We start from the raw sequence: 14,730 nt of genomic DNA, 5'->3' as shown, positions 1-14,730 counted from the left end.
ACGGGACCTACCCGCGGTGGAGGACATCACCCACCGCGGCCAGCGACAGCGTCTTGTAGCCGACCGAGTCGAACAGCACGGTGATCCGGTCGTGTTCGCGGCTCATGACCGTCCCCGCCCCCCACATCGTGTGCGTCACCCTCGCCTGCACAGGTAGCTCCCCGCCGTCCGAGGCGGGCGCCGGTTCGGGTGCCGGGCCGCTCTCGCAGGTGTCGCAGGTGCCGCAGGTCCCGGCGTACGGCTCGCCGAAGTAGTGGAGCAGGAACCGGCGGCGGCAGCCCCTCGTCTCCGCGTAGCCGCGCATCATGTCGATCCGCGAGTCGTCCACCCGTCGTCGCGCCTCGTCCAGCTCGGACGCCCGCGCGGCGGCCTGCTCCGGCGTCAGCGTGCGGGAGGCGTAGCGCAGGTCGCCGGTGTGGGTCACGGTGAGCGCGCCCGCGCGTTCCAGCAGGTTGACGAGCCTGGCGAGGTTGGACGTGTTCACCTTGAGCAGCGCGGCCAGTTCGCCCGCGGGCACCGTACCGGCGTGCTCGCGAACCAGTGTCGCCACGCGCAGCAGCGCCTCGGCGTCGGCCCGCCCGCCGATGAAGAACCGGCGCAGGCCCAGATCCTCCTGCCGGTAGAACAGCACCGCCGAGGCCGGGGCGCCGTCCCGGCCCGCCCTGCCGATCTCCTGGTAGTACGCGTCGGGCGACTCCGGCGGCTCGGCGTGCAGCACGTAGCGCACGTCTGGCCGGTCGATGCCCATGCCGAACGCCGACGTGGCCACGACGGTGTCCACCTCGCCCCTGGTGAACAGTTCGTGCACGCGGGTGCGTTCGGTGGCCCGCATGCCGCCGTGGTACGGCTCGGCCCGGCGTCCCTTGCGGGTCAGCGCGTCCGCGTACTGCTCGGTCTCCTTGCGGGTGGCGACGTACACCAGGCCGAGACCGTCGAGGCAGGCGGCGTGCTCGACCAGCGCCCGCTTCTTGTCCTGGGCGGAGACGAAGCGGCGGACCTCCAGCGAGATGTTCGGGCGGTCGAACCCCCTGATGATCTCCGCCGGGTCGGTCAGCCCCAGCGAGCGGATGATCTCCTCGCGGACGTTCGGGGCGGCGGTGGCGGTCATCGCCACCACCGGCGGATGCCCCAGGCGCTCGATGACCTTCCCGAGCCGCAGGTAGTCGGGCCGGAAGTCGTGGCCCCAGGACGAGACGCAATGGGCCTCGTCGATGACGATCAGCGAGGGCCCGGCCTGCGCGAGGCGTTCGACGACGTCGGCCTTGGCGAGCTGTTCCGGGGACAGGAACACGAACGCCGCGTCCCCGGCCGTCACCTTCTCCAGCCCGGCCGATACGGAGGAGGTCGAGTTCACCGCCACGGCGCCGCCCGCGTCGGCCTTGAGCAGGTTGGTCACCTGGTCGCGCTGGAGCGCGATGAGCGGTGAGACGACGATCGCGGGGCCGTCGAGCAGCAGCGTGGGCACCTGGTAGACCGCTGACTTGCCGCCGCCGGTCGGCATGACGAGCAGCACGTCGCGGCCCTTGAGTAAGTGCTCCATCGCCTCCTGCTGGCCCGGGCGCAGCTGTTTCCAGCCGAAGCGTTGCGAGGCCGTGGCCCGCAGCTTCCGCCCCTGCCGCCCGAACCGGCCCGTCAACCTCGTCCACAAGCCCATGCCACCCAACCCTCCACTCGGTGGCGGTCATTACCCGCACCGGCGGGCCGCATGCCTGCGACCGATCGGGCCGCAGCTTACGGCAACTCGCCCGCCAGGCCGGGCACGCCCCGCATCGAACGGCACACCGGTGTCAGCCCTTGACCGCGCCGGCGCTCAACCCCTGGATGAGGAAGCGCTGGACGTACGCGAAGAGCACGACGACGGGCGCCACGGCGATCAGGCCCCCGGCGGCGAGAGCGCCGAAGTCGGTGCCGAACTCCCCCAGCAGGTAGCTCAGCCCGACGGGCACGGTGAACCGGTCCTGCGAGCTGATGAACATGATGGCGAACAGGAAGTTGTTCCACGCGCTGATGAACGCGAAGGACCCGACGGCGACGATCCCGGGCTTCAGCAGCGGCAGGACGACCGCGCAGAACGCCTGGATCCGGCCGCACCCGTCCACCTGAGCCGCCTCCTCCAGGGAGACCGGCACGTTTCTGATGAAGCCCGCCATGAGGACGAGGGAGAGCGGCAGGTGGAAGACGGTGTCGGCGATGATCAGGCTCCACAGGCTGTTCGTCAGATAGAGCCCGTTGAAGATCTGGAAGAGCGGGATGAGCATCATGGCGCCCGGGATGAACTGCGTGCACAGCATGATGACCAGGAAGGCGTTCTTGCCGCGGAAGGTGAGGCGGGCGAGCGCGTACCCGCCGAGCATGCCGATCACGGTCGACACGAGGAGGCTGGCGACCGCGACGACGATGCTGTTGCGGAAGTAGACGCCGAAGCCCGAGCCCTCCCAGACCCTGCGGAAGTTCTCCAGGGTGATGGGCCACGGCACGAGGGCCGTGGAACCCGGCGGCCGGAAGGCGAACAGCACCATCCAGTACAACGGGACGAGCGTGAAAAGCAGGAACAACGTCAGCGGCAACCACAGCATCAGGCGGCCGCCGACCGAGCGCCGCCGCTCGCGGGCCGCGTGGGCGCCGGTCGCGTGCCCCCGGGTCGGTGGTGTCGCCGGGGCCCGCCCGACGTCGTCGCGGGTGGCGAGGCTCACTTGCCCTCCTTGGAATCGCCGGAGCTGATGCGCAGGTAGACCAGGGACGCGAAGGTCAGCAGCAGGAACGCCGTGACGGTGAGCGCGGAGCCGTAGCCGAAGTCCTGGTCGTGGATGGCGGTCTGGGCCACGTAGAGCGGCAGCGTGGTCGTCGAACCCGCCGGGCCGCCGGCGGTCATCGTGTACAGCAGGTCGACGTTGTTGAACTCCCACACCGCCCGCAGCAGCGTGGCGATGATCACGGCCCTGCGGATGTGCGGCCAGGTCACCGCCGAGAACCGGCGCAGCGGCCCGGCGCCGTCGACGTTCGCGGCCTCGTACAGCTCCAGCGGCACCGACTGCAGGTCGGCGAGGATGAGGATGGCGAAGAACGGGATGCCCTTCCACAACTCGGCGATGACCAGGGCCCAGAAGGTCGTGCCGGGATCCGACAGCAGGGAGGTCCCGTACTCGCCGATGCCCATGGACGCCAGGTAGTGCCCGATCCCGGTGGTGGGGTTGTAGAGCAGGATCCAGATCGTCGTGGTGAGGATGCCCGACACCGCCCATGGGCTGAAGGCCAGGGCGCGGGCCAGCCCGCGGCCCACGAAGGTGCGGTTCAGCACCAGCGCCAGCGCCAGGCCGAGCACGAACTGCAGCCCCACCTCCACGAACACCCACTGGGCGGTGAAGCGCAGGCTCCGCCAGAACCGCTCGTCGGCCAGCAGTGCCCGGTAGTTGTCCAGGCCGGCGAACCCGTCGTCGAGGGGCCGGGTGAGGTTGTGGTGGCGCAGGCTCTCCCAGAAGACGCTGAGCACGGGATAGAGCAGGAAGACCAGCACCAGCACGACGGCCGGCGCGATCAGCAGGTACGCGTGCCCGGCCCGGGACCCGGCCGGGCGGTGCACCGGTTCGGCGGTCGTGGAGCTCATCCGTGCTCCTTGTCGTACTTGCGCTTGGCCGTGGTCAGTGCCGTGGCCGCGGCGGTGAGGAAGTCACGGGGCGTCAGGCTGCCCTGCAGCACCTTCTGCCACTCCGGAAGCAGGTCGGTGACGGTGATGGAGGTGAATTCCGGCAGGTAGTAGGGCTGTTCCAGAGTCACGACGCCGGGCTTCGCGGCGGCGTCCAGCGCCGCCTTCATGGCGGCGTTCTCGGTCACCCACTTCTCTTTCGCGACCGTCTTGTTGCCCGGGAGGTATCCGGACTTCTGGGCCCAGAAGCTGTTGCCCTCGGGCTCCATCGTGTAGGCGAGGAACTTCCAGGCCTCCTCCTGGTGCTCGCTCTCCTGGAACATCGCGAACCCGGTCGTCATCCAGCCGGTCAGCACCTGGCCGTCCGGCCCGGGGAAGGGCGCGACGGCGCCGACCTTCTCGGCTCCCAGGGCGGCGACGTGGTTGGGGTAGGAGCCGATGCTGTGGCTCAACATGGCCGCGCCGCCGTTGCCGAACTGGGCCACCATGGTCTTGAAGTCGGCGGTCAGATCGCTGCGCGCGGTCTGCTTGCCGAACAGGGCCACGTACTTCTCGCAGGCGGCGATGACCGCGGGATCGTCCAGCGTGGAGGACCCGTCCTCGCGGAAGAACGTGCTCACGCCCGCACGTGGATAGACCATCTGCACGAACTGGCTGAAGAAGCCGTTGCCGCCGCGCAGCGTGTAGCCGAAGCGGCCGGAGGAGGCGTTGGTGAGGCGGCTCGCGGCCGCGTCGAAGTCCGCCCAGGTGGCCGGCGGCTTCAGCCCGGCCTCCTGGAACCAGTCGGCGCGATAGTAGATCACGTCGGCGAGGCTGGTGGTGGGCGTCAGGTAGAGCTTGCCGTCGGGGGCGGCGGCCCGGGAGGACTTGAGCATCTGCTCGGAGATGTGCTGTTCGAGGCCGGCCTTCTTCAGGCGTTCGTCCAGGGGAGCCAGCGCGTTCTGGGCCACCAGGGCCGCGAGGTCGGACGCCTTCGGGGTGAGCAGGTCGGGTGTGGAGCGCGTGGCGATCGCGGTGTTGATCTTCTGCATGTACTGGTCGGTGGGCAGGCCCAGGTAGTTGATGCGGATGCCGGGGTTCTTGGCCTCGAACATCGAGATCAGCTTCTTGAGGTTGGCCGTGCGCTCCGGGCGGGTGTCGGTGTCCCACAACTGCAGCGTGACGGTGCCGCCGCTGCCGCCGCCTGAACCGCCACAGGCGCTCACCGCGGACGCCAGGCCCATGGCGACGCCCGTCCGTGCCGCCGTCCGCATGAAGCTGCGCCGGGACAGGGCGTGCGGGCCTAGGACCTCGGCCGGATGCTGCTGACGGGTCATGGGTCTTTCCTCTCGTTCACCAAGAACTGCGCTCCGCTGTGCGGTTGCCATACGGTACATGAGATATGAGATTTAGGGTATGGTCGGTTCTATACAATGGGCCATGTGCCCTCCGATCCCACCCCGGCGGCCAGACGGAGCGCCGGTTGTGGCGATCGACGACAAGTGAAGGAGCGCGGGTGAGTGAGACAGCGTTGGGCGCGATCAAAGCGTCTTCCAGGACGGCCCTCGTCCTCGAAGCGCTGCGTCGCGGCATTCTGAGCGGCGAGCTGCCGGCCGGGCGTGCCCTCGTGGAGGTGGAGCTCGCCAGCCGTTTCGGTGTCTCCAAGACTCCGGTGCGCGAGGCGCTGAAGACGCTCAGCGGCGCCGGTCTGGTCACCATCGGCGAATACACCGGGGTGACGGTCCGCAAGGTTGACGAGCGCCTCACCCGCAGCGTGTTCGACGCCCGGTGCCTGATCGAGCCGGCCGCGGTGCGGCGAAGCGTCGAGGCCGGGCTGAGCGACGGCGGCCGGCTCGCCCGCGAGGCCCTGCGCAAGTCGGACGAGGCCACGGACGAGGTGACCCGCAGCCTCGCCAATCGCGACTTCCACCGCGCCCTCTACGCCGACTGCGACAACGAGGTGCTGGTCGGCGTGCTCGACCAGCTGCGCGACCAGACGGCCCTCATCTCCGTCAACGTCTGGTCCCAGCGTCCCTCCTGGGAGGACGAGGCGCAGGAGCACCGGCAGATTCTCGAGGCGGCACTGAACGGGCAGGCCGACGAGGCGGCCCGGCTCGTGTTGCAGCACATCAGCGTGTTCCAGGAGCGGGCGCTCCAGCAGATCAAGGAGGCCGGCCGTGAGGTTCGGTGAGCTCTCGCGGGCCCTGCGCGACGTCGTCGCCATCCCGGTCACGCCCTACGCCGGCGGCGTCACCGACCTCGCGCTGTACCGTTCGCTGCTGCGCCGCCTGGTCGACGCGGGCGTCAACGTGCTCACCCCGAACGGCAACACCGGCGAGTTCTACGCCCTGAGCGCCGAGGAGCGGCTTCAGCTGATCACGGCCGCCGCGGCGGCCGTGCGGGGAGAGGCGCACCTCATGGCCGGGATCGGCCTCGACGTCGCCACCGCCGTCGAGGAGGCCCGCCACGCGGCGGCGCACGGCATCCGGATGGTCATGGTGCACCAGCCGGTGCACCCGCACGTGTCGGCCCAGGGCTGGCTCGACTACCACAGGGAGATCGCCGAAGCGGTGCCGGACCTGGCCCTGGTCCTCTACCTGCGCAACGCCTGGGTCGACGGCCGGCTGCTGACGCGGCTGGGCGACCTGTGCCCCAACGTGATCGCCCTGAAGTACGCCGTCGCGGACGTGAACCGTTTCGCGCAGCTACGCGCGGAGACGGGCCCCGACCGGTTCGTCTGGATCGCCGGGCTGGCCGAACCGTACGCGCTGTCCTACGCCGTCCACGGGGCCGAGGGCTTCACCTCCGGGCTGGTGAACGTCAACCCCGCCTTCTCGCTCCGGCTCAGGGACGCCCTGCGCGAGGAGCGCTATCCGGCGGCGGAGCGGATGCTCCACGACATCGCGCGGTTCGAGCACCTGCGCGCGATCGACGGCGGAGCCAACAACGTCAGCGTCGTCAAGGAGGCGATGCACCAGCTCGGCCTGTGCGACCGCGCGGTCCGGGCGCCGAGCACCGTCCTCGGCGAACCCGAACGGCAGGAGGTCGCGCGGATCCTCACCGAGTGGGCGAAGGCCGACGACCTCGGGCCCCTGCCCGTGGCGGCGTCATGAGGATCAGCGGCCTCCGCTCGTTCGTGCAGCGCGTCGGCGATCGTCCCCGGGTGCTGGTGCGCGTCGACACCGACGAGGGCGTCAGCGGCTGGGGCGAGGCCTACAACCACGGTCCCGACCTGGCGCTCGGCCCCCTGCTCGACTACCTCGGCGGGCAGATCAGGGGTGCGGACCCGCGGCGCGTGGAATACGTGTCCCAGCTCCTCCTCCGCACCGCCAGGTTCCCGCAGGGGGCGCTCGGGCTGGCGGCGATCGCCGCCATCGACCACGCGCTGTGGGACATCACCGCCAAGGCCCTCGGCGTGCCCGTCTACCAGGTGCTCGGTGGCGCCGTACGGGATCGGGTGCGCGTCTACTGCGGGCTCTACTCCGCGCCCGACCCCGACGAGTGCCGCCGCCAGACCACCGAGTTGCACCGGCAATACGGATTCACCGCCTTCAAGCTGAGCCCGTTCCGTACGGACCTGCACGCCAGACGTTGGGGCCTCGTCGTCGCCGAGACGGCGGAATGGGCTCAGGAGGTCAGGCGGTGCTGCCCGGAGGAGTTCGACTTCGCCTTCGACGCGCACGCCAAGATCTTCGAGCCCTACCAGGCGGTTCAGCTCGGCAACGCCCTGGCGCCGATGGACCCGCTCTTCCTGGAGGAGCCGCTCCGCCCGGAGCACTTCGCCTCCTGGGGCCACCTGCGCCGGCAGTTGGAGGTGCCCCTGGCCACCGGCGAGAGCCTGTACTCTCCCCACGAGTTCCTGAACCTGCTCACCCACGGGGGCGCCGACCTCGTCCAGCCGGACATCTGCGTGGTGGGCGGCATGTCCCAGATGCGGCGCATCGCGACCCTCGCCGAGACCTTCAACACCATGGTGGCGCCCCACAACCCGATGGGGCCCCTGGCCACCGCGCACAACGTGCACTTCGCCGCGGCCTGCAGCAACTTCTCGATCCTGGAGTACAAGCCGGAGACGACGAGGTGGTGCCCGGACCCGTACGTGCCGGTCGACGGGCACCTGGAGCTGCGGCCCGACCGGCCCGGCTGGGGGATCACCATCGACGAGGACGCCCTGGCGGAGGACGACTACGTGCACTGGGAACGCCGGGTTCCCGTCCGGCCGGACGGGTCCCTCGCGTTCTGCTGACACGGCGGGGCTGGGAGTCGGCCTGAGACGCAGCGCAGGCAAGATCGGTTCTTACGTCCCTCCGTCTGCACCCGACGCCTGCACCTGGCCGGAGTGACCGCAGCGGCCATCGTCGATCACGCCCTTCTCCCCCGGACCGCCCCACGCCGCTGACCTCGTGCCACCGGCAGCGCGCGGGGCATGAGGGAAGCACTTCCAGATTTGGGTCAACTATCGCGCTTCGTGCGGATCGTCATGGACGCCGTGGGTACGGATCGAAGGTGATGATCGACGAGCGGGAAGGCGTGGACGTCACGCCCACAGTGGACTGGCTGTTGCATCCCGTGCCCCGGGACGAGTACCTGCGGGACTTCTGGAAGAAGCGGCATTTCCTGCTTCGTCGGAATGCGCCGGATCACTACGGCGACCTGTTCTCGCTCGCCCGCTTCGACGAGCTCCTTTCCGGCTCCGACCTTGACGCGGGCTCGGTGCGCGTGGTCCGGGCCGGACGCGCCGACGCGGCGGGCGATGCCGGAGGGAGCCGGCGGCTGGAGGATCTCTACGACCGTTACCGTCGCGGCTCGACGATGATCATGCCCTCGGTTCACGAGCGATGGCCTCCGCTGCGGGACCTGTGCCGGCGTCTTGCGTACGAGTTCAGCGCGAGATGCCGGATCAACGCCTATCTCACGCCGCCGATGGCGCAGGGGTTCGGCGTACACCGTGATTCCCACGATGTGTTCGTGCTGCAGGTTGCCGGCGTCAAGCGTTGGAGGGTGTACGAGGCCGGACCTGAGCCGGAGCGGACCGGCCCTTGTGAGGAGTTCGACCTGCGGCAAGGTGATCTTCTCTATCTGCCTCGCGGCATCCCGCACGAGGCCGCGTCGACGCGTTCGGCGTCCCTGCACCTGAGCCTCGGCGTCTTTCCCATCACCTGGGCGGACGTGCTGCTGGCCAGATGCGAGGCGGCCGTGGACGGCGACGCCGCCTTCCGCGATTCGCTGCCTTTCGGCTTCGCCCGCACAGCCGGGGCTCGTGGCGAGACGAGGCAGCGCATGCAGGAGCTGACCGCCCGGTTGTGGCGGGCCGTCACGCCGGATGCGCTGGTCGACGACGCGGTCGACCTCGCGCTCCGCACAGTAGGAGACCGGCTGAACGGGCATCTCCTCGACCTCGTGTCATTGGCCTCCCTCGATCACAACACCGTCGTCCGGCGCAGGCCCGACTTGCGGTGGGAGATCCGGAGGGACGCGGGGACCATGGTCGTCGCGTTTCACGGCAAGCGGCTGAGCATCCCGTCCCGCCACGAGGAAGCGTTCCTCCGCATGGCGACCGGCGAACCCTTCACGACGGGCGGGCTGAAGGGGGAGGCCCGCCACGAGATCAAGCTCTCCCTGGTACGCCGTCTGCTAGAGGAGGGCTTTCTGACCCTTTCGTCGCCACCGTGACCGGCTCTTCTGGCTTGCGGAAGATGCAGCGCACCACATGCCAGTGTTTCGGCTCGTCCCTGGCGTCGATGCCGTCATATCGCTCCTCGCGCAGGACGACCGGCTCCAGCCGCTGGAACACCAGCCCGGCCGCCGCGCCGCGCAAGAAGGTCCTCCCCTGCCTCCGCCCCGCCCAGGCGTCCTCGGGGCCGAAGAACGTGCAGCACAGGACGCCGCCCGGGACGAGGCCGCCGGTCATCGCCTCCGCGAGCCGGGCGACGTCGGCCCTGGGCAGAAAGGGCAGGACATGGATCGCGACCATGAAGGAGTAGGCCCCGGCCGCGATGTCCAGGTCGCGGATGTCGGCGTGGACGACCTTGAGTCGCGGGTGCCGCCGCGTGGCCGCCAGCGAGACGGTGCACGGGTCGGTGTCCACGGCGTCGACCGAGAAGCCGGCCGCCAGCAGGAAATAGGTGTCGTTGAGCGGGCCCGCGCCGATGTCCAGGGCACGGCCCCGTACGTCGCCGAGGACGCCGAGCCCTTCGACGACGAGAGAGTTGGGCCCTCGCCCGGCCCGGAGGGAGGCGTAGGTCACCCGGTCCGCTAACCGCTCACCTTGAGGACCATCTGCTCGGCCAGCGCTTCGATGAGAGCGATCCGTTCTTCGCCGGTCAGGCCGCCGGGGAGCTCCCTGACGTAGAAGGCGCCGGTGCGGGCGATGAACGCCAGGGCGTCGGCGGCGATCGGGTTGGCGCTCATCAGCGGTCTGCCCGAGGGGTCGAGCAGTTCGACCTGGTTCCCGCCGCGACGCGTCGTCAGCTTCCCCGCATACTCGTTCACCATCCGCCGGTGCAGGGTGACATTGCGGTGGTCGTACCAAACGTCGGGAAGGGGCGACCCGAAGATCTCCGCGTAGCGATCGCGGAACATGGCGAAGGAGGCGACCGGGCGCTCCCCCTCGCTCGCGCCGGGCACCCCGGGGTCGTTGCCCGGGCTGTGGTGGATGTAACGCCCGAAGTAGTCGCGGCAGAACTTCGTGTACAAACCGGTGAAGAGGATGAAGTGGTGCCAGGCGTCGTCGACCCGCATCGAGTGCATCCGCCAGAACTTCGACTCGTCGACCTGAGTGAGCACCAGATACTTCTTCGCCTCGGCGAACAGTTCCTCCGCCGCCTCCTCCGTATCCGCGATCTGCTCGCTCATGAGCCGTTCGATGAGGAAGGGGGCCTCGTAGTCCAGCGCGGCGAGTGGGCTTTCGGTGATCATGGCAGTTCCCTCACTCCTGCGGTGGTTTCACCCGGCAGCTGGAGATACACACGCTGCTGCAGTCCCTGCAGGTCGCACAGGGGCTGTGGCAGTCGGAACGCTGGGTCTTGACCCGCATGTGGAGCCGGCCGGTCCGGATATCCCGCATGTCCTCCGACGTCACCGCGTCCTCGGCCGTGTCGGCCTGCCGGACGACGACGGTGGCGCTCCGTCGCACCCAGACGACCTTCGCGCCGAAGAGCATGACACTCTGGGGCACGTTCTCGACATGAAGGATGTCCCCTTTGGGGATCTCGATGGCCGAGCCCAGGTTCTCCAGGCTCGGATACAACGCGATGGATCCGTCGTGCTCCGAAGGGCCCACGTATCCCCAGAGCGTCATCGTGTCCGGCTTTCCCTCCCGGAGCAACTTGACCAGGAGAGGGTGCTCTTCAAGCGAATCAGCGTCGATGCTCATACCGGTGCCCCCCTTTCTCCCGAAGAGTGACATCGCGCGCCTTTGCCGACAGTGTGGCGCGCCGCCGCTTTACCGAATCCGGTGCCGACGCAGCCGAGCCCGGCCGGTCCTTCGCCAGCCGCAGGCGGGAGCACTCCGGCGAGGGTCTTCATGAGGGTCGTTTTGCCGGCGCCGTTACGGCCGACCAGGCCGACGCGGTCGCCGGGGGCGACGTGGGCGGTGACGCCGGACAGCAGGAGGTGGGCGCCCGCACGTACGTCGACGCCACGTAGGGTGAGCATGGTACTGCACTCCGGATTTGCTAGAGGACACACGGGTGGCGTGGTAGCGGGTGTCCTGGCTAGGAAATTCGGGGCGTAGACATGAGGCCGAGTGTAGAGACGGGCCGTGACGGTCCGCCATCCATTTACCGGCCGGCTCTGGCCGGCAGCGTTGTCGCGACTGGTCCACCGCCACCGGTGGCTCCGCGGTGAACTCTGGCTGTCGTTCTTCACCCCAACGATCTGTGGACGGATCCCGTACGCGCGAAGCGCTCGTGGCTTCCGGACGGGCTCGCCCTGTCTGAGCGCCTGGCCTGTCGTCCGAGTGCGTCCGGGTGCGTCCGACCTCCTGTTGGACAGCGAGAGCGTCGGTCTTCACTGACGGTGACGCGGCGATCCGCCGCACGGACGAAGGGACCTGTCATGATCGACAACGAGCGCACCGAGCCGTACGAGCCCCCGCAGATGCTCGAGATCGGCGAGTTCGGCCAGCTGACCCGCGGCTACGGCATGCTCAACATGGACTGGGCCTACTACTACGCGGGGTAGTGAGGCCACCGTGAACTGACCCGCGGCGTGGCCGGGCCGCTGATGGACCTGGCCTACTACTACCAGTGAGATGAGGAGTCCGGTGCGCAAGCTGAGCGGCGAGGAGTTCGCGGTGCTGCCCGACAGCGCCGCCGGCGAAGCCCTCGCTGAGGCGCTGCACGGCGCGGTGGTGCTGAGCTACGCGTCCGGCCGTCCGTGTCTGCTGGCCGCCTCGCCCGGGGAGATCGTCCACGCGGAGGCGGGCCACGCGCGGCTGGCGGTGATCGGCACGTGCCCGGTCACCGCCGGTCGGCTCCGGCGGATGGCGGCGCGGCTGGGGTGCCTGGCGGACGCCGACGCGGTGGCCGCGGCGCTGCCCGGCAGCTTCCATCTGGTCGCCGTCGTGGGCGGGCAGGTTCGGGTGCAGGGCACCGCTTCGGGCATGCGGCGGGTCTACTACGCCCGGGCCGGCGGGGCGGTGGTCGCGTCCGGCCGGGCGGCGCTGCCGGCCGCGCTGACGCGGGCGGCGGTGGACGAGCAGGCTCTGGCGATGCGGTTGCTGATGGCGGTTCCGCCGGCGCTGGCCGAGCCGCTGTGGGAAGGGGTCGCCATGGTGCCGCCCGGTGAGGCGGCGCACATCGACGCGGACGGGGTGCGGCTGCGCGCCTGGTGGCGGGCGCCGGAGCCGGAGCTAGCGCTGGAGGAGGGTGCTCCCGTGGTGAGGGCGGCCCTTGAGGAGGCCGTGGCCGCCCGGATCGGCGAGGGCGCGGTGGTGGCCAGCGATCTGTCCGGCGGGCTGGACTCCACGCCGGTCAGCTTCCTGGCCGCCGCGGCGGCCGGGGAGCGGTCGGCGAAGCTGATCACGTTCCTGCTGGCCATCGACGATCCCGAGCATGACGACCCGGAGTGGGCGACCCGGGCGCGGGCGCACCTCCCGGGCGAGCACGGGGTGGCCCGGCCCGGTGAGGTGCCCAAGTGGTTCGCCGGGACGGCCGAGGCCGTTCCCGGGCTGGACGAGCCGACGCGGTGGCTGCGCGCACTGGCCCGCGAGCTGGCGAGTTCGGCGCTGCTGGCCGGGCGAGGCGCGGCCGTGCGCCTGACCGGGCACGGCGGCGACGAGGTCACCCTGCTGCCCGACTGCTACCTGCACGACCTGGCCCGTCGGCACCCGGCGGCGCTCTGGTCCCACCTGCGCGAGCGGCGGTCCAGGGCCCGATGGCCGCTGTGGGCGTGCGCCCGCGCGCTGGCCGACCGGCGCCCCTATGCCGCCTGGCTGGCGGATCAGGCGCAGACGCTCAGCGCGCCGCTGTCCCGCTTCCGGCCGGACTTCGGATGGGAGCAACCGCTACGCCTGCCTGACTGGACGACCGAGGCTGCGACGGACGCCGTTCGCCGGCGGCTCGTCACGTGCTCGGCCGAGCCGTACTCCCCCCTGCGCGCCCAGCACCAGAGCCTGTCGAACGTCCGTACCCTCGCCGCCTCCGTCGACGGCGTGCGGGGCCTGACCGGCCGCGTGGGCGCCCCTGTGCACGCCCCCTATCTGGACGACCACGTCGTCGCCGCCTGCCTGGCCGTCCGGCTGGACCAGCGGGCGGTGCCGGGCGCCTACAAGCCGCTCACCCGGGCCGCGATGCGTCCCGTCATGCCGGCCGAATGTTTGGAACGTACCAGCAAGGGCGAGTTTTCGGCCGACATCTACCAGGGGCTGCGCCGCCACCGCGACCAGCTCCTGACCCTGCTCGACGGTTCGCTGCTGGTGGAGCGCGGCCTGGCCGACGCCGCCGCCCTGCGCCGGGCCTGCGTGCGCACCCCGGCCGAGGGCGGGCCGGGCGTGATGGCACTCGACGTCTTCATCGCCGCCGAGAACTGGCTACGAGCCCTTCCCGCCTACCCCACCCAGGAGGAGTCGTGTGCGTGAGGCTTCGCCCCGGCGTCACTCTCACCCCGATCGACGAGGTTGCCGTGCTCCTGGACGAGCGCACCGGCCGCTACCGCCAGCTCAACGCCACCGCCGCGCTCGTCCTGCGCAGCCTGCTGGCGGGACACGGCCCGGACGAGGCCGCCCGCGACCTCGTCCGGACCCATCCGGCCGCGACGCCCACCGCCGGGGCGGACGTCGCCGCGCTCGTCGCGCAGTTGCGCGCCGCGAACCTGATCGTCGAGACCGTCGACCGGGAGCCGCCGCGATGAGCGTGCCCATGGTGCCCGCCGACCGGCCCGCCCTGCCCTGGCGCCGCCGCCCGCCGGTGCTGGCCGCCGTGGCCGCCGCGCACCTGATCGCCCGCCTGCCGCCGGCGCGCATCCGCGCGGTGCTGACGTTCGCCCGTCGCGGCGCCGCGCCCGCGAGCGCCGAGCAGGCCAGAGCGGCGCGGGACGCGGTGATCGCGGTCAGCCTGTCGTGTGCCGGGGAAGGCTGCCTGCCCCGCTCCATCGCGGCCGCCCTGCTGTGCCGGTTGCGCGGATGCTGGCCCACCTGGTGCGCGGGCATCCGGGTCCACCCGTTCGGCGCCCATGCCTGGATCGAGGCCGACGGCCGACCCGTCGACGAGCCGCCCCGCCACTACCGGGTCACGATCGCCATCGCCCCGGACAGAGAGCTTCGAAGATGAGGGTCCGATGGCAGGACCGGAGCGGGCGGCCACCTCCCGCCTCACACGGCCGCCTACATGACGGCGATCATCGTCGACATCTCCATGGTGTCGTGCCTCGCGTGTGCGTGGGCGGCTCCGGCGGCCGCGTCCGCCAGCGTCGGCCATCGCCGTTCGCTCAGCATGTGGTCGGGCTGGAAGCCCACGGCGGTGAATCGATAGCAGCCCAGCTCGGCGACGTATCCGGCGGTCCCGATCAGCGCCTTGCCCTCGAGGTGCACTTGGGCGCCGCGCCGGTCGTAGCGGATCGTGTAGTTGTAGGCGGGCCAGAGCCAGTCCGTGACCCTGACGCCTCGC

16 protein-coding genes and 1 pseudogene are annotated in these 14,730 nt (G+C 70.6%); 8 read left to right on the top strand and 9 right to left on the bottom strand.

All coding sequences use genetic code 11. The annotated features are described in order from the left end of the window. Positions 1–7: 7 nt before the first annotated feature. The 4 genes from AB0L65_RS61555 to AB0L65_RS61540 all read right to left on the bottom strand — a co-directional run bounded on the left by AB0L65_RS61555 (position 8) and on the right by AB0L65_RS61540 (position 4,959). A complete protein-coding gene (locus tag AB0L65_RS61555) occupies positions 8–1,654 on the bottom strand; it encodes a RecQ family ATP-dependent DNA helicase (protein ID WP_364266882.1) in 1,647 nt (548 codons plus the stop codon). 133 nt (positions 1,655–1,787) lie between these two features. Beyond that, a complete protein-coding gene (locus AB0L65_RS61550; protein WP_364266879.1) occupies positions 1,788–2,693 on the bottom strand; it encodes a carbohydrate ABC transporter permease in 906 nt (301 codons plus the stop codon). Then, the gene (locus tag AB0L65_RS61545) at positions 2,690–3,604 is read right to left on the bottom strand and encodes a sugar ABC transporter permease (RefSeq protein ID WP_364266876.1); all 915 of its coding nucleotides are present in this window, start codon (positions 3,602–3,604) and stop codon (positions 2,690–2,692) included. Before AB0L65_RS61545 ends, AB0L65_RS61550 begins: the two co-directional genes overlap by 4 nt. Next, complete coding sequence (locus AB0L65_RS61540) at positions 3,601–4,959, bottom strand: sugar ABC transporter substrate-binding protein (RefSeq protein ID WP_364266873.1); 1,359 nt, start codon at positions 4,957–4,959, stop codon at positions 3,601–3,603. Before AB0L65_RS61540 ends, AB0L65_RS61545 begins: the two co-directional genes overlap by 4 nt. 179 nt (positions 4,960–5,138) lie before the next feature. Here AB0L65_RS61540 and AB0L65_RS61535 point away from each other — a divergent pair, with 179 nt between their 5' ends. The 4 genes from AB0L65_RS61535 to AB0L65_RS61520 all read left to right on the top strand — a co-directional run bounded on the left by AB0L65_RS61535 (position 5,139) and on the right by AB0L65_RS61520 (position 9,295). Continuing rightward, the gene (locus tag AB0L65_RS61535) at positions 5,139–5,813 is read left to right on the top strand and encodes a GntR family transcriptional regulator (RefSeq protein WP_364266870.1); all 675 of its coding nucleotides are present in this window, start codon (positions 5,139–5,141) and stop codon (positions 5,811–5,813) included. Further along, entirely contained in the window at positions 5,800–6,735 is a 936-nt protein-coding gene (locus tag AB0L65_RS61530) for a dihydrodipicolinate synthase family protein (protein WP_364266867.1), read from the top strand. The genes AB0L65_RS61535 and AB0L65_RS61530 overlap by 14 nt, the downstream gene beginning before the upstream one ends. Continuing rightward, a complete protein-coding gene (locus AB0L65_RS61525) occupies positions 6,732–7,868 on the top strand; it encodes a mandelate racemase/muconate lactonizing enzyme family protein (protein WP_364266864.1) in 1,137 nt (378 codons plus the stop codon). Before AB0L65_RS61530 ends, AB0L65_RS61525 begins: the two co-directional genes overlap by 4 nt. A 263-nt stretch (positions 7,869–8,131) precedes the next feature. Then, positions 8,132–9,295: a cupin domain-containing protein gene (locus tag AB0L65_RS61520; RefSeq protein WP_364266936.1), complete on the top strand. Its 1,164-nt coding sequence runs from the start codon at positions 8,132–8,134 to the stop codon at positions 9,293–9,295. Here AB0L65_RS61520 and AB0L65_RS61515 read toward each other — a convergent pair. The 4 genes and pseudogenes from AB0L65_RS61515 to AB0L65_RS61500 all read right to left on the bottom strand — a co-directional run. Next, positions 9,231–9,869 (bottom strand): class I SAM-dependent methyltransferase, encoded by a 639-nt coding sequence (locus AB0L65_RS61515; protein WP_364266861.1) that lies wholly within the window; start codon positions 9,867–9,869, stop codon positions 9,231–9,233. The genes AB0L65_RS61520 and AB0L65_RS61515 overlap by 65 nt on opposite strands. An 8-nt stretch (positions 9,870–9,877) precedes the next feature. Beyond that, positions 9,878–10,540, bottom strand: a complete 663-nt coding sequence (locus AB0L65_RS61510; protein ID WP_364266858.1) for a hypothetical protein — start codon at positions 10,538–10,540, stop codon at positions 9,878–9,880. 10 nt (positions 10,541–10,550) lie between these two features. Continuing rightward, positions 10,551–10,997 carry a hypothetical protein gene (locus AB0L65_RS61505; RefSeq protein ID WP_355200486.1) on the bottom strand — a complete coding sequence of 149 codons (447 nt, stop codon included), beginning with the start codon at positions 10,995–10,997 and terminating at the stop codon, positions 10,551–10,553. 113 nt (positions 10,998–11,110) lie between these two features. Next, positions 11,111–11,278 (bottom strand): annotated as a pseudogene (locus AB0L65_RS61500) (ATP-binding cassette domain-containing protein); the annotation flags it as partial. A gap of 402 nt (positions 11,279–11,680) precedes the next feature. On the opposite strand from AB0L65_RS61500, the gene AB0L65_RS61495 reads away from it, so the two are divergent. From AB0L65_RS61495 to AB0L65_RS61480, 4 genes are all read left to right on the top strand, one after another. Next, complete coding sequence (locus tag AB0L65_RS61495; protein WP_364266855.1) at positions 11,681–11,806, top strand: lasso RiPP family leader peptide-containing protein; 126 nt, start codon at positions 11,681–11,683, stop codon at positions 11,804–11,806. 82 nt (positions 11,807–11,888) lie between these two features. Beyond that, on the top strand, positions 11,889–13,703 hold the full coding sequence (locus tag AB0L65_RS61490; RefSeq protein WP_364266852.1) for an asparagine synthase-related protein: 1,815 nt from the start codon (positions 11,889–11,891) through the stop codon (positions 13,701–13,703). Next, positions 13,700–13,975: a lasso peptide biosynthesis PqqD family chaperone gene (locus tag AB0L65_RS61485; protein ID WP_364266849.1), complete on the top strand. Its 276-nt coding sequence runs from the start codon at positions 13,700–13,702 to the stop codon at positions 13,973–13,975. The genes AB0L65_RS61490 and AB0L65_RS61485 overlap by 4 nt, the downstream gene beginning before the upstream one ends. Continuing rightward, a complete protein-coding gene (locus AB0L65_RS61480; RefSeq protein WP_364266846.1) occupies positions 13,972–14,394 on the top strand; it encodes a lasso peptide biosynthesis B2 protein in 423 nt (140 codons plus the stop codon). The genes AB0L65_RS61485 and AB0L65_RS61480 overlap by 4 nt, the downstream gene beginning before the upstream one ends. Positions 14,395–14,447: 53 nt before the next feature. On the opposite strand, the gene AB0L65_RS61475 is transcribed toward AB0L65_RS61480, so the two are convergent. After that, positions 14,448–14,730: hypothetical protein (locus AB0L65_RS61475; RefSeq protein WP_364266843.1), on the bottom strand; the 283-nt coding region annotated here is incomplete at its 5' end.

The sequence above is a fragment of the Nonomuraea sp. NPDC052116 genome, assembly GCF_040680035.1.
Taxonomy (GTDB): domain Bacteria; phylum Actinomycetota; class Actinomycetes; order Streptosporangiales; family Streptosporangiaceae; genus Nonomuraea; species Nonomuraea angiospora_A.
Note: the sequence above shows the minus strand (reverse complement) of the source record. Positions and strands in the feature narration are given on the sequence as shown.

Excerpts from the sequence above, each read along its gene's own strand:
- AB0L65_RS61555 (WP_364266882.1), bottom strand. The coding sequence starts at position 1,654 with ATGGGCTTGTGGACGAGGTTGACGGGCCGGTTCGGGCGGCAGGGGCGG.
- AB0L65_RS61545 (WP_364266876.1), bottom strand. The coding sequence starts at position 3,604 with ATGAGCTCCACGACCGCCGAACCGGTGCACCGCCCGGCCGGGTCCCGG.
- AB0L65_RS61540 (WP_364266873.1), bottom strand. The coding sequence starts at position 4,959 with ATGACCCGTCAGCAGCATCCGGCCGAGGTCCTAGGCCCGCACGCCCTG.
- AB0L65_RS61525 (WP_364266864.1), top strand. The coding sequence starts at position 6,732 with ATGAGGATCAGCGGCCTCCGCTCGTTCGTGCAGCGCGTCGGCGATCGT.
- AB0L65_RS61520 (WP_364266936.1), top strand. The coding sequence starts at position 8,132 with ATGATCGACGAGCGGGAAGGCGTGGACGTCACGCCCACAGTGGACTGG.
- AB0L65_RS61510 (WP_364266858.1), bottom strand. The coding sequence starts at position 10,540 with ATGATCACCGAAAGCCCACTCGCCGCGCTGGACTACGAGGCCCCCTTC.
- AB0L65_RS61505 (WP_355200486.1), bottom strand. The coding sequence starts at position 10,997 with ATGAGCATCGACGCTGATTCGCTTGAAGAGCACCCTCTCCTGGTCAAG.
- AB0L65_RS61495 (WP_364266855.1), top strand. The coding sequence starts at position 11,681 with ATGATCGACAACGAGCGCACCGAGCCGTACGAGCCCCCGCAGATGCTC.
- AB0L65_RS61480 (WP_364266846.1), top strand. The coding sequence starts at position 13,972 with ATGAGCGTGCCCATGGTGCCCGCCGACCGGCCCGCCCTGCCCTGGCGC.